Annotated in this window: 20 protein-coding genes; 12 read left to right on the top strand and 8 right to left on the bottom strand. The window is 47.2% G+C overall.

Annotation, left to right across the window (positions count from 1 at the left end; all coding sequences use genetic code 11):
- Nucleotides 1–2 precede the first annotated feature (2 nt).
- Both ACFO5U_RS04810 and ACFO5U_RS04805 read left to right on the top strand, forming a co-directional pair.
- Entirely contained in the window at nucleotides 3–1,520 is a 1,518-nt protein-coding gene (locus tag ACFO5U_RS04810; RefSeq protein ID WP_377277166.1) for an AbgT family transporter, read from the top strand.
- A 179-nt stretch (nucleotides 1,521–1,699) separates the two neighbouring features.
- Nucleotides 1,700–1,849, top strand: coding sequence for a hypothetical protein (locus tag ACFO5U_RS04805; RefSeq protein WP_377277165.1), 150 nt, complete (start codon nucleotides 1,700–1,702; stop codon nucleotides 1,847–1,849).
- A gap of 73 nt (nucleotides 1,850–1,922) precedes the next feature.
- Here the strand turns inward: ACFO5U_RS04805 and ACFO5U_RS04800 are convergent, their stop codons facing one another.
- Nucleotides 1,923–2,120 carry a hypothetical protein gene (locus tag ACFO5U_RS04800; RefSeq protein ID WP_377277163.1) on the bottom strand — a complete coding sequence of 66 codons (198 nt, stop codon included), beginning with the start codon at nucleotides 2,118–2,120 and terminating at the stop codon, nucleotides 1,923–1,925.
- Nucleotides 2,121–2,419: 299 nt separating this feature from the next.
- Here ACFO5U_RS04800 and ACFO5U_RS04795 point away from each other — a divergent pair, with 299 nt between their 5' ends.
- The 5 genes from ACFO5U_RS04795 (at nucleotide 2,420) to ACFO5U_RS04775 (ending at nucleotide 6,491) form a co-directional block, all read left to right on the top strand.
- Complete coding sequence (locus tag ACFO5U_RS04795; protein WP_377277162.1) at nucleotides 2,420–2,848, top strand: Hsp20/alpha crystallin family protein; 429 nt, start codon at nucleotides 2,420–2,422, stop codon at nucleotides 2,846–2,848.
- A gap of 129 nt (nucleotides 2,849–2,977) precedes the next feature.
- Nucleotides 2,978–3,421, top strand: coding sequence for a DUF2243 domain-containing protein (locus tag ACFO5U_RS04790; RefSeq protein ID WP_377279460.1), 444 nt, complete (start codon nucleotides 2,978–2,980; stop codon nucleotides 3,419–3,421).
- Nucleotides 3,422–3,424: 3 nt separating this feature from the next.
- On the top strand, nucleotides 3,425–4,207 hold the full coding sequence (locus ACFO5U_RS04785) for a cytochrome c oxidase assembly protein (protein ID WP_377277160.1): 783 nt from the start codon (nucleotides 3,425–3,427) through the stop codon (nucleotides 4,205–4,207).
- Between the two features lie 127 nt (nucleotides 4,208–4,334).
- Entirely contained in the window at nucleotides 4,335–5,222 is an 888-nt protein-coding gene (locus ACFO5U_RS04780; protein WP_377277159.1) for an HNH endonuclease, read from the top strand.
- A 255-nt stretch (nucleotides 5,223–5,477) separates the two neighbouring features.
- Entirely contained in the window at nucleotides 5,478–6,491 is a 1,014-nt protein-coding gene (locus ACFO5U_RS04775) for a LacI family DNA-binding transcriptional regulator (protein WP_377277157.1), read from the top strand.
- Nucleotides 6,492–6,535: 44 nt separating this feature from the next.
- On the opposite strand, the gene ACFO5U_RS04770 is transcribed toward ACFO5U_RS04775, so the two are convergent.
- The gene (locus ACFO5U_RS04770; RefSeq protein WP_377277155.1) at nucleotides 6,536–7,270 is read right to left on the bottom strand and encodes a YqcI/YcgG family protein; all 735 of its coding nucleotides are present in this window, start codon (nucleotides 7,268–7,270) and stop codon (nucleotides 6,536–6,538) included.
- A 359-nt stretch (nucleotides 7,271–7,629) separates the two neighbouring features.
- On the opposite strand from ACFO5U_RS04770, the gene ACFO5U_RS04765 reads away from it, so the two are divergent.
- Nucleotides 7,630–8,319 (top strand): SGNH/GDSL hydrolase family protein, encoded by a 690-nt coding sequence (locus ACFO5U_RS04765; protein WP_377277154.1) that lies wholly within the window; start codon nucleotides 7,630–7,632, stop codon nucleotides 8,317–8,319.
- Nucleotides 8,320–8,519: 200 nt separating this feature from the next.
- Nucleotides 8,520–9,611, top strand: coding sequence for an acyltransferase family protein (locus ACFO5U_RS04760; RefSeq protein WP_377277152.1), 1,092 nt, complete (start codon nucleotides 8,520–8,522; stop codon nucleotides 9,609–9,611).
- Nucleotides 9,612–9,653: 42 nt separating this feature from the next.
- Here ACFO5U_RS04760 and ACFO5U_RS04755 read toward each other — a convergent pair whose 3' ends face one another.
- The 4 genes from ACFO5U_RS04755 to ACFO5U_RS04740 form a co-directional block, all read right to left on the bottom strand.
- Complete coding sequence (locus tag ACFO5U_RS04755; RefSeq protein WP_377277150.1) at nucleotides 9,654–10,073, bottom strand: YgaP-like transmembrane domain; 420 nt, start codon at nucleotides 10,071–10,073, stop codon at nucleotides 9,654–9,656.
- A gap of 85 nt (nucleotides 10,074–10,158) precedes the next feature.
- Nucleotides 10,159–10,719 (bottom strand): peroxiredoxin family protein, encoded by a 561-nt coding sequence (locus ACFO5U_RS04750; RefSeq protein WP_377277148.1) that lies wholly within the window; start codon nucleotides 10,717–10,719, stop codon nucleotides 10,159–10,161.
- Nucleotides 10,716–11,336: a hypothetical protein gene (locus ACFO5U_RS04745; RefSeq protein ID WP_377277146.1), complete on the bottom strand. Its 621-nt coding sequence runs from the start codon at nucleotides 11,334–11,336 to the stop codon at nucleotides 10,716–10,718. The genes ACFO5U_RS04750 and ACFO5U_RS04745 overlap by 4 nt, the downstream gene beginning before the upstream one ends.
- Nucleotides 11,337–11,799: 463 nt before the next feature.
- Complete coding sequence (locus ACFO5U_RS04740) at nucleotides 11,800–12,651, bottom strand: NAD(P)H-hydrate dehydratase (RefSeq protein WP_377277144.1); 852 nt, start codon at nucleotides 12,649–12,651, stop codon at nucleotides 11,800–11,802.
- 366 nt (nucleotides 12,652–13,017) lie between these two features.
- Between ACFO5U_RS04740 and ACFO5U_RS04735 the strand changes: the two genes are divergently transcribed.
- From ACFO5U_RS04735 to ACFO5U_RS04725, 3 genes are all read left to right on the top strand, one after another.
- Nucleotides 13,018–14,166 carry a M14 family zinc carboxypeptidase gene (locus tag ACFO5U_RS04735; protein ID WP_377279459.1) on the top strand — a complete coding sequence of 383 codons (1,149 nt, stop codon included), beginning with the start codon at nucleotides 13,018–13,020 and terminating at the stop codon, nucleotides 14,164–14,166.
- A 107-nt stretch (nucleotides 14,167–14,273) separates the two neighbouring features.
- The gene (locus ACFO5U_RS04730) at nucleotides 14,274–15,230 is read left to right on the top strand and encodes an MBL fold metallo-hydrolase (RefSeq protein WP_377277142.1); all 957 of its coding nucleotides are present in this window, start codon (nucleotides 14,274–14,276) and stop codon (nucleotides 15,228–15,230) included.
- 89 nt (nucleotides 15,231–15,319) lie between these two features.
- Nucleotides 15,320–16,042 (top strand): 3-ketoacyl-ACP reductase, encoded by a 723-nt coding sequence (locus ACFO5U_RS04725; RefSeq protein ID WP_377277140.1) that lies wholly within the window; start codon nucleotides 15,320–15,322, stop codon nucleotides 16,040–16,042.
- 50 nt (nucleotides 16,043–16,092) lie between these two features.
- Here ACFO5U_RS04725 and ptsP read toward each other — a convergent pair whose 3' ends face one another.
- Both ptsP and ACFO5U_RS04715 read right to left on the bottom strand, forming a co-directional pair.
- The gene (gene ptsP, locus ACFO5U_RS04720) at nucleotides 16,093–17,805 is read right to left on the bottom strand and encodes a phosphoenolpyruvate--protein phosphotransferase (RefSeq protein ID WP_377277138.1); all 1,713 of its coding nucleotides are present in this window, start codon (nucleotides 17,803–17,805) and stop codon (nucleotides 16,093–16,095) included.
- On the bottom strand, nucleotides 17,802–18,071 hold the full coding sequence (locus tag ACFO5U_RS04715) for a phosphocarrier protein HPr (RefSeq protein ID WP_377277136.1): 270 nt from the start codon (nucleotides 18,069–18,071) through the stop codon (nucleotides 17,802–17,804). The genes ptsP and ACFO5U_RS04715 overlap by 4 nt, the downstream gene beginning before the upstream one ends.
- Between the last annotated feature and the right edge of the window lie 63 nt (nucleotides 18,072–18,134).

Below are 18,134 nucleotides of genomic sequence, written 5' to 3'. Positions count from 1 at the left end.
GCATGACATCACCAGTAGAGCAGCAAGATAAAAAGGGGTTTTTGAATTTTATTGAAAAATGGGGCAATCGGTTGCCCGATCCATTCTTTATTTTTGTATACTTAGCGATTTTTGTCGTATTGCTTTCATGGTTGGTCAGCAGTCTTGGCACCACAGTGGTCCATCCAGGTACAGGTGAAGAATTAGCCATCCTCAGCCTTGTTTCCGGCGAAGGGATCCGCTATATTCTCGCTGAAACCATCAATAACTTTACAGGATTTGCTCCGCTCGGGCTGGTATTGGTCATGATGCTCGGAATCGGGCTGGCCGAACGCGTTGGCCTGATGGAAACAGCCATTAAGAAATCCATTTTAAATGCACCCAAGTCACTAATTACGTATGCTGTCATCTTTACAGGAATCATGGGCAACTTGGCTTCTGATGCTGCATTCATTTTAGTTCCGCCGCTGGCTGCCATGGTCTTTGTATCAGTCGGCAGGCATCCGCTTGCCGGCCTGGCAGCCGGTTTTGCAGGAACCGGCGCTGGTTTTACCGCCAACATTCTCATCACGGGTACAGATGCATTGCTGTCAGGTATTTCAACCGAAGCGGCCAGAACAATCGATGAGGCATTTGTTGTCACGCCTGTCGATAACTGGTATTTCATGAGCGCATCTGTCTTGGTGATGGCCATCGTTGGGGCACTCATTACAGAAAAAATGGTGGAACCGCGTCTTGGCACCTATTCAGGACGAACTGATAAAACTTTTGAGCCGGTATCAAAACAAGAAAACAAAGGATTAGTGAACGCGTTTATTGCAGGGGCTGTGTATATTGGCCTTATTGCGTTGCTGGTGTTCTGGCCGGGCGGGTCGCCTGTACGCAACGAAGAAGGCGGCATTATTCCCTCACCGTTCTTGTCAGGCATCGTGCCGATTATCTTATTCTTCTTTATTACAGTAGCCGTTGCTTATGGAAAAACCGTCGGCAAGATTAAAAGTTCAAAAGATATCCCGGGATTCATGAGCGACGCCATTAAAGATATGTCCGGCTATATCGTGTTGATTTTTGCCGCTGCGCAGTTTATCAGCTATTTCAACTGGAGCAATCTCGGCATTTGGCTGGCAGTTAATAGCGCGGAATTTCTGACGAGCATCAATATGACCGGCTTGCCGGTTATGGTGGCGTTCAGTGTTCTCGCTGCCTTGCTGAATTTATTGATTTTCAGTGGCTCGGCACAATGGGCATTGATGGCGCCGATTTTCATCCCGATGTTCATGCTGCTGGATTATCACCCTGCTTTTGTTCAATTGGCATTCCGCATCGCGGATTCCTCGACGAACATCATCACGCCTCTCAACCCGTATATATTGATCGTGCTCGCCTTTATGCGCGAATACGATAAAAAGGCCGGGCTCGGCACATTGATTTCATTAATGCTGCCGTACAGCATCATTTTCTTTGGTGTGTGGGTCGTCATGATGATCATCTTTGCATTAACAGGTCTTCCGATCGGGCCTGGCATCAGCTTGCGCATGTAAAAAAGCCGCCCAAAGAGGCGGCTTTTTTACTTGAAACGTTTGTCTAACTGATCGCTCGCATCATAAGGCGTGGCACAAAACGACAGAAAATTTTTTAATTATTTTCCGTTTGTTAATAGTTTGTTCATAGTTCCCTTGTATAGTAGATATTGAAGTTAACCGATGAAAGGTGTGTCGACATGAACCGCCAAAACACTCAACTAGCTCAGTTAAAGCGAATGCTCAATGAATCGTATGAAGTCTACCGAAAAACCAATGAAGCGATCGTGTCAGAGCTTCAAAAGCAAGGGATCAACGCTTCGTTATGCAAAAAACCATCTTTCCGTTAAGTTGAACAAGTTTAGATGAAAATGAAAAAGCTGTTCGATCCGCCATTGAAGGCAGATCGAACAGCTTTTTTAATCAATAGCTGAGCGCTTTTTCGTAGAGCCACTTTTTCAGGCTCCCGAATGAAGTGAAGGAGATGGATTCGCCGGTTTCCGGATGTTCGGCGCTGACGATGATGTCCAACTCGTCAGGTGTAAAGGACCAGCCTTCTTCCATTAATGAACGCACAACTTTTACCATCATGCTTGAACCTTTGATTGTACCCATTTCCATCGCTATCATCTCCTCCATTGATATTTTCTTATTATAACAGGGAATGTATTATGAGTAGTACACATATGCTTTGTATAGTATTCCTGCTATTATCTGTTCTCAAACATATACAGACGTAAAGCTTTGCAAACGCCAAAAGGCCGGACAGCAGAAAAGCTGTCAGAAAAATAAATCCCACATCAGGGTTGACACATAGTCAATAAGTTGTATAATTCGGAATATATATAATATTCGGATATTTATCTTGTGTCTCTGGTCCTGCATAGCGTTATATGCAACGAAATTGGAGGAGGATAAAAATGAAGTTCATGCCAAAAAAACGTGAAGATTTTTTCCCGAAGTTATTTCAAAGTGATTTGGATTCCGACTTTTTTGATCGGTTCTTCAAAGAAAGCAATTACCCGCAAGTGGATGTTAAAGATGTCGATGGCCATTATGAAGTAGTTGCCGATGTCCCGGGGTTCGCCAAAGAGGACATTAGCGTCGACTTTAAAGATGGCTATTTGACGATCAGCGGCAAGAAAGAGCATAGTTCGGAAACGACAGAAGATGAAGGACATTACATTCGCAAAGAGCGTTCTTTTGGATCGTTCAAGCGCAGCTTTTATATCGGGGATGTCGATGAGCAAGCGATTAAAGGGAATTTCAAAGACGGCGTTTTGCATGTGGATGTACCAAAACCGCCGGAAAAGGAATCCGGCAACGGCAAACGCATCGAAATCGAGTAAAGGAGCCTGGCCAGAGGCTTTTTTTGTTTTACTCAAGTATTGCCCGGGTAGGCTTCATACAATGGGAACTAAAAACCAAGAGGTGATGAAGTGGCGAATGTAACAGGCGCACTCGCAGTGAAAGATGAAATGAAGCTTGAAAAACGCAATATGTGGTCCGGTTTGCTATTCGGCATCGGAGTGATTGCATTTGTAGATGAAGTGATATTCCACCAGTTGCTGCAATGGCACCACTTTTACGACTTGTCGACACCGCAGGTCGGCATTTTTGCAGATGGCCTACTGAACTCATTTGCGTGGTTTGCGGCGATCGGCGGATTGTTCCTGTTTGCAGATCTGAGGCGGCGCAATGCCTTGTGGACGCAGCGCTGGATCGCAGCAATTTTCATGGGAGCCGGCGGGTTTCAACTATTTGACGGCATCATTGACCATAAAGTGTTGCGAACCCACCAGATCCGGTACAATGTCGACTTGTTGCCATATGATGTGGCATGGAATGTGTTCGGGGCCCTTTTGTTGATCCTCGGCCTAGTGCTGTTCCGAAAAAGTCGAATGAAACAGCGAAGATCGTAAGCCATGACGCATCATCATGCAGTGCAAATCGATCCATGGTTCTCAGCTATTGCATTTTTGGCGCTTGCGTCTGCGTTATTAGTGTATCCATTGCTCGCTGTATGGAGCAGCCGGCGTTACAGAAAATGGCCGCTACACCGCTATGTATTTTGGTCGGTGGGCGTTATAACGGGGGGAGCGGCAGTAGTCGGCCCACTCGCCCAATTATCCCACAGCAATTTCACGGCACATATGGTGGGGCATTTGCTGCTGGGCATGCTGGCACCGCTCCTTATATTATATGGAAAACCGGTTGCCTTGCTGCTAAGGAGTGTGCCGCGAAATTGGGCGCTCACCATGAGCCGTTTTCTCCATAGCCCGTTCGTTTCATTTGTTGGCCATCCCATGACGGCAGCATTGCTAAATGTCGGAGGGCTTTATATTTTATACCGCACCAACGTATTTATATGGATGCATCAATCGATAGTTGTCTATGCATTGATTCATCTACACATTTCTTTTGCTGCTTATTTATTCACCATGTCGATCTTATACGTTGACGTTACCGCCCGCAGGTATTCGTTTCTTTTTCGGGCGCTTGTTTTGATCGGGGCATTTGCAGGGCATAAGATTTTGGCGAAATCGCTATATGTTGTGCCGCCAGCAGGAGTGGACGCACACGATGCCCAAAAGGCTGCACTGATCATGTATTACGGGGGAGACATGATCGACCTTGCTATCATTATCCTGCTTTTTTTTGGATGGTATAAAGCTACTGCACCTGGCCGAATCTCCCGAGCGGCATGAAAAAGTCCGATCCTAAAAAAGGATTGGACTTTTTCATGTCGACAGGGGCGTTTAAAAAGGCGGGGGACGCGTGGTGAAAAATAATGGTAGAATAGAAGAAAGCATTTGTCAGGAGGCACGAAACAGAATGAATAGCTACATCGTTATGCAAGGAGAAACATTCATAGAAGAAAAACGCCTCGGAATCCTGAAGGCTGCGATGAAGGACAAGGCGGGAACGACGCCACATTCGTGGGAACGGGTGAAATCGCTAAAAAAAGGTGACCGCACTTTCCATTATGTAAAAGGGCAGCTGGTTGCGGTCGGAACGATTCAAGAAGATGCACAAGAAGTTGACGGAGGCTCAACCACTGGTTTTTGGTCAGCGCCGTGCGAATATTTGGAACTGGACGACCCAATTGATATCGGCAGCCATATCGATATTCTTGTGGGCCATCTTCCTATTAAATACGCCGCCTTTCAGCCGGATGGCAACGGCAACTCCGGATATTTGTATCCTTGCAACGAATCGCTGACATTGGCGTTTTTAGCGTTGCTGGCTGCTTCGAAATGGCAGCAGATCGAACAACTAGAATTTTCCTATGATGCCATCCGTACGGAAAAATACAATTCCATGACGGCATGGATGATGGACACTGAATATTTGGTGCGCAAAAAATTATCGGATTTCAAAGAGCTATTCACCAAACGGCAAATGGAACGGTGGGGCGCAAGCTGTGCAATTTGTGGAACAGACAATAAAGCATTGCTGAAAGCCGTCTATAGCAAGCCGTGGAAGGACAGTATGGATGCAGAGCGTGTCGATGCAGCAAACGGGGTTATATTATGTGCCAACCATGCCGCTTTATATGAAAATGGGCAAATCGCCTTTACAGGAGCAGGGACCTTGCGCATTTCACCGGCATTGAGCGAGCAAGCCTCAACTTTTGGCTTGAAGAAATATATGCGCATCGCAGCAAATGACGAAAATGTTGAATATTTTCGCTGGCACCGCAACAATCTCTTTAACGGATAATCAATGAATAAAAGGGGGAGCAGCATTGCTGCGCCTCCTTTTATTCGAATTAAAGCTCTTATATTCATAGACCGTTATTTTCGCTTGCTCGGGCTGCGCTGCTCGATGGATTTTAATTGCTTCAAAAACGGGGCGAGAGTTGTCGTCTCTGCATCATAAAACATGACTATTAAATTGGTCCGAATTTATTCTGAATAATAGCACCCGTTGTGATATAGTGTATTCATAAACGAATGAATAGAAAGGGTGGTTGAATTGGTATCGACAACACAAGTAGCAAAACATGCAGGAGTTTCACAAACAACCGTATCAAGAGTATTGAATCGTCCTGAGCAAGTCAGAAAAGAAACTTATGACAAAGTGATGCAAGCCTTGGCTGAGTTGGATTATAGCAACAATGCACAACCGGCTAAAGAACAGCAAGTAGCATCGTCGCGCGAGGTGTTGGTGTTATTGTCGCAAAACAGTCCCGCGGAGGCGTTTGCAGTTTTTCAGGACCTGACAGCACAGGCCCGTGCGTTTGGCTATCATGCTGTTGGGCGATATTTGACCGGTGAAGAAACAGATGAAGATATCCAAGCTTTCGTGAATCAAGCAGCAGGCATTATCGGCATCGGTGAACTACCTGACGGGCTTGGCGATCGCTTAAAAGCACAAGGCAAAGCTTTTTTTCAAGTGGAACAGACGACTCCATCAGCTCAGCCGTTCGACGGGCGAAAAGCGGCCTTTTTAGCCACAAGCCATCTGGCAAGTAAAAACCATCAGCAAATCGGCTGGGTCGGTGCAGATAATGAAGACAGCGGAGAGCGGATGCAAGGTTATTATGAAGCCCTGGCACAACATCAGTTGAAGCTGCGGAAAAAACGCATCCATACTCCTAACAGTCAAGAAGACTTCGAAGCCTTGGCTGCTGGGTTACGAACTTTCCAAAAACCGACGACTGCATTTGTCGCAGCCAATCATGAAGACGCGGTCCAATTAATCGATGCATTGAAGAGCGCTGGGCACAAAGTGCCGAAGGAAGTCAGTGTAATTGCAATCGGTGAACCAAAAGAAAGCACGGCGTCGGTTAAAGTAACTACGGTCAAGCCAGTTCACGCACAGCAGCCTGCTGCAGCGCAAATCATGGAGCAATTAGCGCAGCAGCTCGCAGGCCAAGTGGTAGAGAAAGAGGATGCAGCGCAAGAATTGCAAATCGACAACCAAAAAACAGTAAAAGCCTTTAAATCAAACTTAAACGAAAAAAATAAAGTGAAACGCAAATCATAACCAAATAAGAAAAGCCGTCCGTACAATGATACGGACGGCTTTTCTTATTTGGTTTCCTTATGTGAAAACGGGCATTTGCCTTGAACAGGCTCCACGTCATCCCCGATAAAGAACTGCTTCCATTCATTATGTGTCGGGTCGCCGAAATGGCTGATATCCGGATGTGTCGGCAACTCATCCCATACCTCTACGCGCTCACGCACTTTTTCACGGGACATGATGCCCCCTTTTTCAGTGCCAGTCAAGCCTTCAAAAATCCGTCTCGGCTGGAAGCCGAGCACCATTGCATTTCCAAGGTGGCGTGTCTTACGCTGCTTGTAAGCAGGTGCATTACCAAAGATGAAAATCGGTTCTCCTTTAAAATTGAAATCCCACAAATAATGATCCGGGTCACGAGGTGCTTGTTCCGGCCATTCTGTATTATCCATATCGTGCAAGTATTGCAGGATGTCCCAAAATTGTTTGCGGTATTGATCAAGTGATCCTTCATCTGCAAATGGTTCGACAAAAACAAAAAGACCATGGCGCTTATGCTTCGGATCTTCGAACAAAGTGAGGAAATCCGCCACTGCATGCGGCAAATCCGACCAGTCTTGCTGGCTAATATATGCATAGCGCAGTTCGCCTTTTAATTCTCCGCTGCGGCCAAAATAACAAGGAAAAGTTTTTTCGGTCACGGTGTTATGAAATGTTTCATATTCACGAATCAGCCAGTCAGGCAGGTCGGTGCGGTGGATGAAATCTTCTTTAGTCAATAATGCCGATTTAGTTTTTTGCATGTATAGTCCCCCAATATGAAAATCTAACCTTAGAAATCATTCCCTTTTATTTGTAAAACGAAACACATTCCCGTTTTTCTTTATAAGAAACCGACAGAGCAAAGCGTTAGAAATCGCTGGATAATTGATTACAGACGTTTATTAACCGATTCCATTAATTGTGTTGATCAAATTTATTCGGTTTCAGTAGCTGAGTGTTTTTATCTCAATATGTACAAGCCATGAAGTTTTATCTGCGTGCAGCTCTTTTATTCGAAATTCAAAGGATGGTGGACGATGCATGAGTCTCCAAAACAGCAACGGAAAGGCGGGATATGATAAAATAAAGGTCTATTAAAAAGGAGAGGGCGTGCAGCAGATTGGGTCAAAATATCCGGTCGGGTGCCGTTTTTCGAAAGGCGCTCCAGCGAAAAAAACATCAAGCACAGCCTCCGCAACATATACAACGAATTATCATTCTCGGTGATTCGGTCGCTTATGGTTACGGCACTGAAGGGGGAATTGCAAAACATTTACAAGACAGTTTCCCGGAAAGTGAAGTGCTGAATTTCGGCATCAATGGATTGACCAGCGGTGGATTGGTGGAGCGCTTGCGAGATAACCGTTGGCAGCGGGAGCTGAAAAAAGCGGATCTTGTTTTATTGAATATCGGCGGCAATGATTTGTTGAGACAGTATCGAAACGGCGGAGCGAAGGAATTGCTCCGGCAGTTTTCCGCGTTGAAAAAGCGTTATCGCCAAAACTTGCTGGAAATTTATCGGCAAGTCAAGCATGACAACGCAAACGTGCTTATCGTTCAAAATAGCTTGTATAATTCGATGAAAAAGGAAGCTCAGTATTTCGGATTCACCAACTTGTTATTCCGATTATGGAATTCAGCGATGGGCGCGAAGGGCGTTGTCGTGACAAACACGCGAAAGATGGGCAAACAGCCATCGATATGGCTCGACTCCATCCACCCGAATGAAGCAGGCTATGCACTCATGCATGAGCTGTTATTGGAAACTTTGCATACGACAGGCGTTTCTTTCACATCCAAGCGGCGCTGAACTCTAAAAGAAGCCTAGTAAAGGCTTCTTTTTTTTGCTCTGAAATAAGTGGGCAGACGGCTTTTGACTTCGTCGGTTTCTGCGACAAAATACTTGTGATTTTTAAAAAACGTGGTATATTTTATCTAATTAAATTCACTAATGATAGTAATTGCGGTTTAAAGTAGGTATTTGGTTTTATTTTGAGGGAGTGAGGCGTTTTGAGAAAAAAGCTTGTTCTTATTCAATTGTCGCGTGCACTTGTGCCGATATTGGTTATGCTTCACCATTTATCGACGACCATGATGGATTATTACAGTTTCAATATATGGAACCTGTCTTATTTGCCGCTCTCGGGTGGAGTTTATTATTTCTTTTCGTTGTCGGGTTTTATGGCGTATTATATTTACCGGCGCAAATTCGGTAAAAAAGGCCAACTTGCAGACTTTTTGACCAACCGTTTTATCCGCATTTATCCACTATATTGGATCGTGACACTGGTGTTTTTATTGCTCGCTTTCCTGTTTCCTTGGTTCGCCACGGGTGCTGAACGGGACATCGGGGTCATTTTAACATCGATCTTTCTCATTCCCAATCCGCAGTGGCAAGACCCGTTTGTCATCGTCGCGTGGTCTTTGGAACATACCATTTACTTTTATCTCGCTTTTTCCGTCCTGTTTTTAACTCCACGCTTGATTGGCCAGAGCTTGTTTGCGGCTTGGGGACTTTTTTCGGTCGTCGCCGTGTTCGGCTGGGTTTATATCGACCATTTTCTCTTTGATTTTATGTTTGCACCGTTTAACTTAATGTTTTTGGCCGGTGTTTTTAGCGCATGGCTCATTTTGCATGTAAAGATCCCGTTGCAAATCGGCTATTTATTCACAGCGATTGGCCTGGCGGGTTTTCCCATTACATGGGTCAATTCGGTTCAAGGGTTCATGGCTGTCAGTTTTGAGATGAGTCTAGGCATCGCGATCGCCTTTTTATTAGTCGGGCTCGGCGCGATCGATTTGCAAAAGGACATCCATATCCCACAAGCGCTGCATCAGCTGGGAAATGCAGCATTCTCGATTTATCTGGTCCATAACATCGTATTGGACTTGTTTTCCGAATGGATGGACCGCTTAGGGATGTATGAAGTGCTCGGCGGTGTCGGGATGAGCGCAGTATTGGTCGCACTGATGATTTTCTTCGGCATGGCCGCACATTTTAAAGTGGAGCTGCCGCTGCATCAGCATTTCAAGGAGTGGCTGCTAAAAAAAACGAAAACTGTCCCGCTTAGCGAAATGGAGACAGCGGACAAGCGCCAATGAATAAAAAAACATCCCCCTAGCATTTTGCTGGGGGATGTTCAGTCATACCGGTTTATTCAAGAGGTTTTCCAATGCTTTTTTCTCACGGTTGATTTCATTCAAAGTACGGACGCCCATACGGCGGATGACGGTTAATGGCGGACACCAGCCTTGCAAGGCGTGCTGAATCATGAAAATGCTGACAGCCCCTGATAAAAAAGCCCATTTCTTATTGGCAGCGAGTGCCAAGATCGAGGAGCCGAGGGCGATCGATGCCATATTCACTTCCAGTACACGCTCTGTATCCCATTCATGCTCGAGCTCGTCAATGCGTCCGCGGATTGCGCTTTCGCCTTGACGCTTATAGTAATTGACAGACGCTTCCGTCTCACGTTCAATTTGCTGATTGATGTAGTCAGGCGTATTGTCGTTGACTTTCGTTTGTGTAGATGGCAATTGTTCTTTCGCTAAATCAAGTTCCATGTGTAATCCTCCATTTCATTACTCGTTCTAATGATAGTATTCCGCAAATGCATATTGTGTAAACACGAATTTCCTTATTAGAAACTCAATCGATGCGATCGGTTTGTTGTTTCATAATTTGTTCGTCCATCGGGCCGACAATCTTTTCGGCTATTTCGCCGCGTGTATTAAGGATATAAGTGGTCGGAACGGTACGGATTTGATAGCTTTGGGCGGTGCTGCCGGTTTCATCCATCGGAATGGAGAATGTCAGGCCGAATTCGTCGATAAATGAGCTGATGGCTTCAGCGCCATTGTCTTGAGCCGTTAAATTAACGGCTAAAATCTCAACATCGCTATCTGTGTTATCTTCGTGGAATTGCTGCATATGCGGCATTTCGGCGCGGCATGGAGGGCACCATGTCGCCCAAAAATTAAGGATGACTTTCTTGCCGCGATAATCGGATAATTGGACGGTTTCGCCGTTCTGGTCGGTGAGCATAAAGTCAGGTGCTAAGTCTCCTTGTGCTAAACCGGAGGCTGTAGTTTGTTCAGACGGATCAATTTCGGTCATTTGATCGACCGATTCGCCGCTATTAAAGAAATTGATGGCGATGATGGCGAGTGCTGCAAGGAGCAATAAAACAAGAAGAATTTTTTTGATCATAAAAATTGTCCTTTCTGTTCATGGCGTATGTATAGGGGGAGTGTGAATGCGGCTAGTGCAACGACTGTCGCATTTTGCCATGTGAAAAGCGGACCGAACGCACTTGAAATCAATAATTCACACATAAACAATAGCGCAATCACCAATCCGTGCGGCACATCGTCACGGCTTTTCATGAGCCGGACCGACACAATGCTAACGATCAGCAGTACAGTATGCCATAAAGCTTCGACTGCCTGCCGTTCAAAGATTGCCAAAATGACGTGATAGGCGATGAAAAACAGCAGCACTGAAAATACCGCCTGCTTAGTGAGTTCAATATGCTTTTTACGTGCAACGAACAAATAGCCTATAACAAGCGATACAGCGAGCAGATGTCCAGGCACGCCGCCATTGAAATAAAGAAGGGATAAAGGCATATTGATGAAATGATCGAAATTGAACAAGATATAGCTAAGTTTCCATGCGAGGATATACAATGTCACCGCATTCCAATACCAATCCTTAGGTTTACTGCCGCTTGCGAAACGCTGCAGCAAGCTTGTGGCGAGAAACGCTAAAATCACGGAAACCCAAATCGCCGGAATAGTTAAATGCAATATCGGGACGTAACTCACAAGCGCCACTCCATCCGGTTTTCAGTCGTCAAAAGAAATACCTCCATCCGTATTTAGATCGTAGTTGTCAGCGTCTTCCATTATAACGGAAATCACCAGCTTTTCATCTTTACTGCTTTCAATTGTATGCTGTGGGCAGTAGGAGAAGGCCACAATGCGATGTTTCTTGTCGAACCAGGAATGCTAGTGACTGATTGGGATTTTGATGGGGCTGGCCTAAAACGGAAGGAATGCAGGTACGGCCCGTCGAAATACTGCAAGCATTCAAAGAATACAAGCTTATTCATTTTTCCGCAGGACAAGTGGTGCGCAAAGAAGGGGAGCTTCACAACAGATTATCGCACGTCATCCAAGTCGCTATTTCAAAGCCGTATGAACAAAAAAACACCCACCGCCATATTGGCGATGGGTGTTTTTACTATTCATCACCGTATGAATGCCCGCAACTATCCTTGAATACACATCATTCATAAGATTTCCACACAAACGGTAGCAGCTCTGAAATTTCATGTGCCAGCATCGTATGCGCTGAACGGGTCTTGATAAATTCATCTGCGCAAGCTCCGTGCAAAAAGACTGCATTCAATATGGCGTGCTCATAACGAACATGGCATGTCAGCATGCCGAGGATCATGCCGGTCAATGTGTCTCCAGTGCCGCCTTTTGCGAGTGCGGAATTGCCGGTCGAATTCTGGAAGACGCGGCCGTCGGGTAAGGCAATGATTGTGGAAGGGCCTTTCAATACGACCGCTGCATGGTGCTCGAGTGCAAACGAGTGAGCGCAAGAAGCAGGGAATTGAAGGATTTCCTCTTGTGTAAATCCAGAAATCCGTTCAAATTCTCCCGTATGCGGCGTTAGGATAAGCGGCGCTGTGCGCTCTGGATAGCGTCTTTTGCTTAAAGCCCCTGCATCGAGTAAAAGAGGCGTCTCCGCTGTGAGTAAGGTGTCGACAGCCGCTTCTGTCACGGCATCCGGCAAAGTGCCGGGCCCGCACGCAATGGCCCGGTAATGGCTGAACGGCATCGAGCCATTCGCAATGTTTTGCAATGCATCCGGAATATAAGTCGCTTCTGCCGTCCGGTGGGCGATGCTGCGGATCGTTTCTCGGGATGTGCCGATTTCAAGTTTGCCGACGCCGCTGCGCAAAGCCGCGAGGCCGGCAAGCAAGGCAGCACCCGGCATTACCGGTCCGCCCGCTAGCAGCAGTGCAGTCCCGAAGCTTCCTTTATGGCTCTCCTGCTTGCGCTTAGGCAATGTATGACGCACCATTTCTTGTGACCAGACAATTATAGTTGGTTCATGCAGCTGGTTCATGATGCACCTCCTCCATGTATCCGTCTTTCCTATATTGTAGCCGATGAAGACAAAAAAGAAAGCCTTATGCAGAGGGAGGGGAAGTGTCAAGAGAAGTATTTAAAAAGAATGCGAGCGAGTGGTTGGAGAACAGGTATTTCGTACCACGAAACAATAAAATTTCGAGACATGAAACTTTCGCCTCCGGCAATAGTATCGTTTGGCAGTGCCAGGACAGGCGTTAAAATATATCCAAAGGACTGAAAGTTCTGACAACTATAGGCAATGCTGCAAAGCTTTGCTATACTCAGCCTATTCAACCAAAAGGAGTGGAAGGGCTTGAGAAAACAATTATTCCAGACGATGACTGCAGCAGGGCTTTGCGCCATGCTCGCCATGCCGGTGCAAGCGGCAGACCCAGTGCAAACTACGGAGCATCACCACGATAATGCAATCTCTGGCTTTGTCGATTATGCAGAACTGCAGCGTGAGCTTAAGCGCATCGAGTCGACGAGCAAAGGAACGGTATCCGTGGATGTGGCCGGGCAATCTTTTGAAGGGCGCGACATTTATACGGCGACTGTCGGTACCGGCGACCGAGTGCTGCTTATTCAAAGTGAGATCCACGGCAACGAAAAAACCGGGACTGTCGCCATCTTGAATTTGCTGAAGAGCTTGTCAAACAATTCCAAAGCCGCCAAGGCGATACGTGACGAAGTGACGATCGTCTTTATGCCGATGATGAACCCTGATGCTTCCGAAGCGGACAAGCGCCGCAATAGCATGACTTGGGATGACGTATTGGCCGATTTCCCAGAGCTGTCGACAGCTAGCCCATCGTGGAACTATTTGGACCGCGGCATTAGCCAAAGCTATGATTATGGCGCAAACCCAGGCTTTGACGTCAACCGTGACTTTAATCCGGATCTAAATTACGTGCCGGATGCAGCGGATTTCCCGGGAGCTTCGAACGAGCCGGGCTGGTTCATTACGAAAGAAGCACAAGTGTCTCGTGACGTCTATCAATCGCTGCAAGCTGAATACGGCAATGTAGATGTGTTTGTCGATGTTCACCACCAAGGGATGTATTACGTTGAAGGCACGCCGGACCCAGTGACCTTGTCGCTGTCTGCGCAATTTGTGCCGGACCCGTCCACAGCAGCGGGGGCAAAATACAGCGACTATGCGGATCGGTACAATTACGATTTCTCCCGTCAATTGAATGTGGCTGTATATGATGAACTGCAATCTTATGGCAACTCTAAATTCACCAATCTTTCCTTGTACTCGCAAGGGCTTGATTTGCCAGGGACAGCTCTTGGCAGCTACGCGTTAAATGGCAGCGGCACGGTGTTGTTTGAAGTGCGCGGCCAGACACAGATGATGGGGCAGAAAGAAAAAGGGCAATTGGTTAAATCGGTTGAACGCGGCTTGACGGCGATCGTGGAAGGCGTCGCTGATGGCAGTGTTTACAATCTTGACCCGGAAGCTTATGAAGACATTCCGCTCACTTCCTATCGTCCGAGCTCCAATTGACCAGTCGGCACCGCCACCTAGTGGGCGGTGTTTTCTTCTGGGAAAAGCTGGTTGTGCGGTTCGCTTGAGTTAAGGTAGACTGGATACAAATAGAAAGGGGTGCAAGCATGGCCATTACCAAGTTAAACGAGCGCATCAAGCTGATCGACGGTTTTGATCTCGGGCTTGAACAACGCACGGGCAGCTATATCATTCAAGAACAGGATATCACCATTATCGAGACGGGCCCGAGCCCCTCCGTTCCACACGTGGTACAAGGGCTGAACGAACTCGGCATTGCACCCGAATCGGTGCGCTATATCATTGTTACGCATATCCATTTAGACCATGCGGGGGGAGCGGGACTGCTGCTGCAGCAGTGTCCAAACGCCACACTCATCGTCCATCCAAAAGGCGCACGCCATTTAGCGGATCCGAGCCGCCTCATTGCCGGTGCGCGGGCGGTATACGGCGAGCAGTTCGACCGGTTGTTCAATCCGATCGAAGCCATCCCTGAACAGCGGATGGAAATCAAAGGGGAAGGCGACACGCTGCAAATCGGCCCCAATTGCGTATTGGAATTTTGGGACACACCAGGACATGCCAACCATCATTTCGGCATCTATGAGCCGGTATCAAATGGTTTTTTTGCCGGCGACACGGCCGGCATCCGTTATGCACAATTGATTGAAGACGGCATTGAGTTTTATCTGCCTTCGACTTCGCCGAATCAATTCGATCCCAAACTGATGACAGATGCCATCAACCGGATGAAAGCGAACCATTTTGATGTTGTTTATTTTGGGCATTTCGGGGCGACCAAAAACCCCGACGCGGCACTTCAACAAGTGCTCGAATGGCTCGGGGTGTTTGTTGAGCAAGGGCGCAAAGCTTTTGAAGAAAACGAATCGGCCGAAACGCTGGCACAGCGGCTCCTCGTATTGGTGAAAGAGCAGCTGGTGCAAATGGGTGTTGATGACCGCCATCAAGTGATGCCTTATATCGAAATGGATTTACACGTCAGTGCACAAGGCCTGCTCGATTGTTTCCATAAGAAGGCAGCACGCCAAAACATTCACAAATGATGTACCTCCGCCGGTTTAGGCAAGGTTTTTTTCGGGCATTACATTGTATGGAATAAAATTGTATATGTTTGAGAAGGGCGGAATATATTGTGGTACAAGTATTAACGGAAAAAACAGCGGTCATAACAGGAGCAGGACGCGGCATCGGCCGTGCAACGGCTTTAGCACTCGCAAACGAAGGGGTAGCGGTCGGACTCATTGCACGGACGGAAAGCGAGCTGGAACGGCTGGCTCAAGAAATCCGCTCATTGCGGGGGCGTGCAGCCTATGCGGTCGCAGACGTGTCGGATCCTGCACAAGTCGAATCGGCGGTGCGGAAATTGACACAGCAGCTCGGCGCGATCGATATTTTGATCAATAATGCCGGCATTGGCAAATACGGTAAATTTATGGAACTCGAGACGGAAGAGTGGCAATCGATGCTGAACATCAATTTGATGGGCATGGTCCACATGACCAAGGCGGTTTTGCCGCAGATGATCGAGAAACAGCAAGGCGATATCGTCAATATTTCCTCGTCGTCAGGACTTAAAGGAACGAGCGGTTCGAGCGCCTATAGCGCTTCGAAATTTGCAGTGCTCGGGATGAGTGAATCCTTGATGCAGGAAGTCCGTCCCGACAATATCCGTGTGTTTGCCATGGCGCCGAGCCGCGTGGTCACCGACATGACCGATTCAGGCAACGAAACCGAAGAGGAAAAAAGAAATTTCATGCAGCCGGAAGACATCGCGGAATTTATCGTTTCCCAATTAAAATTGAATCCGCGAATCTTTATCCCGCTATCGAAGCAATGGGCCACCAACCCTTTCTAAAAAACGTAAAAAGCCCTGAATGTCATCGAGACATTCAGGGCTTTTTTTGTTCAGCTGATTGCTTTTACATACGCTTCGACTTCTTCAGACGTCGAAAGCGCGAGTATCCGCTCGCTATGTGATGCCATATCGGCTTTTGATAATTTACTGATCTGGGAGCGGGCTTTCAGCAGTGAGGAAGCACTCATCGAAAATTCATCGAGTCCCAGCCCAAGCAAGATCGGAATGGCGATTTCATCGCCGGCCATCTCGCCGCACATGCCGGTCCATTTGCCTTCGCGGTGAGACGCATCAATGACCATTTTCACCAAGCGCAAAATGGCTGGGTTGAACGGCTGATACAAATAAGATACCCGTTCGTTCATCCGGTCGGCTGCCATCGTATACTGAATCAAGTCATTCGTGCCGATTGAGAAGAAATCGACTTCTTTGGCAAACACATCCGCCATAATGGCTGTAGAAGGAATTTCAACCATGATGCCGACTTCAATCGACTCATTGACTGCAACGCCTTCATTGGCAAGCTTGGCCTTTTCTTCTTCCAACAAGCCCTTTGCCTGGCGGAATTCTTCAATGGTTGCGATCATCGGAAACATGATCTTCAGATTGCCGTGGACACTTGCGCGCAATAAAGCACGCAGCTGTGTTCTGAACAATTCCGTCATCTCCAGGCACAGCCGGATGGCGCGCAATCCGAGAAAAGGGTTCATTTCTTTCGGCAAATCGAGATAAGTCAATTCCTTGTCGCCACCAATATCGAGCGTGCGGACGACAGTGGGTTTGCCGTCCATGCCTTGCAATACTTGCGAGTAGGCGTCGAATTGTTCGTCTTCTGTCGGGAAGGTTTCGCGGCCCATATACAAAAACTCGGTGCGGTATAGACCGATGCCTTCACCGCCGTTTTCAAGTACGCCAGTCAAATCTTTCGGCGTGCCGATGTTGGCGGCCAGTTCCACACGCTGCCCGTCAGCGCTCATTGTCGGTTGGTCTTTCATTTTTGCCCATTCGGCTTTTTGTACGCCGTAAGCTTGTTTTTTCTCTTCGTATTGTTGAATGATCTGTGCATCGGGATCGACAATGATCACTCCTTCAAGCCCATCGACGATGACGGTCATGCCATTGTTGATCGAGGACATGACGCGTTGTGCGCCGACCACTGCCGGAATTTCCAGTGTGCGGGCAAGAATTGCCGAATGCGAGGTGCGCCCGCCAATGTCGGTGACAAAGCCTTTGACAAATTCAGCATTCAGTTGAACGGTGTCAGAAGGAGTCAAGTCTTCGGCGATGATGATGACTTCTTCGTCGATCATGCTCGGGTTCTGGATGGTGACACCTAGCAAATGGGACAATACACGCTTGCGCACATCGCGGATGTCCGCGGCGCGTTCTTTCATATAGTCATTGTCCATCGCTTCAAACATCTGGATGAACATATCGGTCGTTTCCTGCAAGGCATATTCGGCATTGGCCTGCTCTGCATTAATGCGTTCTTTAATCGGCCCAATAAGCTCTGGGTCGCTGAGGACCAGCAGGTGTGCGCCAAAGATGGCGGCTTCTTTATCGCTGATTTGCTTGGCTGTCTTTTCTTTGATGGCTTCTAATTCGGCACTGGCTTTCGCGACAGCGGCGTCAAAGCGATTAATTTCATCCGACGCGTTATCGACTGTTTTCTGTTGGACAGTCAATTCCGGATTTTCCAGACGAAACGCTTTCGCTATAGCGATTCCGTTAGAAGCTGCGATACCGGAGATGGACTGTTTCATCCGTTGGAAATTCCTTCGCTTTTCAATACTTCGTCGATGCGGGCCATCGCTTCTTCTTCGTCCGCGCCGTCCGCAGCAATGGTAACGGTTGATCCAGAAGTAACGCCGAGTGACATGACACCGAGAATGGATTTCAAATTGACATTTTTGCCTTTGTATTCAAGAGTGATGTCTGATTGGAATTTCGATACTGAGCCGACAAGTGCTGAAGCTGGGCGTGCGTGGACTCCCGCTTCGTCCGTGATTGTATATTGTTTTTCTACCATGTTAAAATTCCTCCTGTTAGATGAACGTATTTGAGCGGAATTCATTCTTTTTTGAACGAATTT

It is taken from the genome of Planococcus dechangensis (genome assembly GCF_042654465.1).
Classification (GTDB): domain Bacteria; phylum Bacillota; class Bacilli; order Bacillales_A; family Planococcaceae; genus Planococcus; species Planococcus dechangensis.
The sequence above is the reverse complement of the archived record's forward strand: the minus strand, read 5'-3'. Positions and strand labels throughout refer to the sequence as shown.

Excerpts from the sequence above, each read along its gene's own strand:
- ACFO5U_RS04810 (WP_377277166.1), top strand. The coding sequence starts at position 3 with ATGACATCACCAGTAGAGCAGCAAGATAAAAAGGGGTTTTTGAATTTT.
- ACFO5U_RS04805 (WP_377277165.1), top strand. The coding sequence starts at position 1,700 with ATGAACCGCCAAAACACTCAACTAGCTCAGTTAAAGCGAATGCTCAAT.
- ACFO5U_RS04800 (WP_377277163.1), bottom strand. The coding sequence starts at position 2,120 with ATGGAAATGGGTACAATCAAAGGTTCAAGCATGATGGTAAAAGTTGTG.
- ACFO5U_RS04795 (WP_377277162.1), top strand. The coding sequence starts at position 2,420 with ATGAAGTTCATGCCAAAAAAACGTGAAGATTTTTTCCCGAAGTTATTT.
- ACFO5U_RS04790 (WP_377279460.1), top strand. The coding sequence starts at position 2,978 with ATGAAGCTTGAAAAACGCAATATGTGGTCCGGTTTGCTATTCGGCATC.
- ACFO5U_RS04785 (WP_377277160.1), top strand. The coding sequence starts at position 3,425 with ATGACGCATCATCATGCAGTGCAAATCGATCCATGGTTCTCAGCTATT.
- ACFO5U_RS04780 (WP_377277159.1), top strand. The coding sequence starts at position 4,335 with ATGAATAGCTACATCGTTATGCAAGGAGAAACATTCATAGAAGAAAAA.
- ACFO5U_RS04770 (WP_377277155.1), bottom strand. The coding sequence starts at position 7,270 with ATGCAAAAAACTAAATCGGCATTATTGACTAAAGAAGATTTCATCCAC.
- ACFO5U_RS04755 (WP_377277150.1), bottom strand. The coding sequence starts at position 10,073 with ATGGAACTTGATTTAGCGAAAGAACAATTGCCATCTACACAAACGAAA.
- ACFO5U_RS04750 (WP_377277148.1), bottom strand. The coding sequence starts at position 10,719 with ATGATCAAAAAAATTCTTCTTGTTTTATTGCTCCTTGCAGCACTCGCC.
- ACFO5U_RS04740 (WP_377277144.1), bottom strand. The coding sequence starts at position 12,651 with ATGAACCAGCTGCATGAACCAACTATAATTGTCTGGTCACAAGAAATG.
- ACFO5U_RS04735 (WP_377279459.1), top strand. The coding sequence starts at position 13,018 with ATGCTCGCCATGCCGGTGCAAGCGGCAGACCCAGTGCAAACTACGGAG.
- ACFO5U_RS04730 (WP_377277142.1), top strand. The coding sequence starts at position 14,274 with ATGGCCATTACCAAGTTAAACGAGCGCATCAAGCTGATCGACGGTTTT.
- ptsP (WP_377277138.1), bottom strand. The coding sequence starts at position 17,805 with ATGAAACAGTCCATCTCCGGTATCGCAGCTTCTAACGGAATCGCTATA.
- ACFO5U_RS04715 (WP_377277136.1), bottom strand. The coding sequence starts at position 18,071 with ATGGTAGAAAAACAATATACAATCACGGACGAAGCGGGAGTCCACGCA.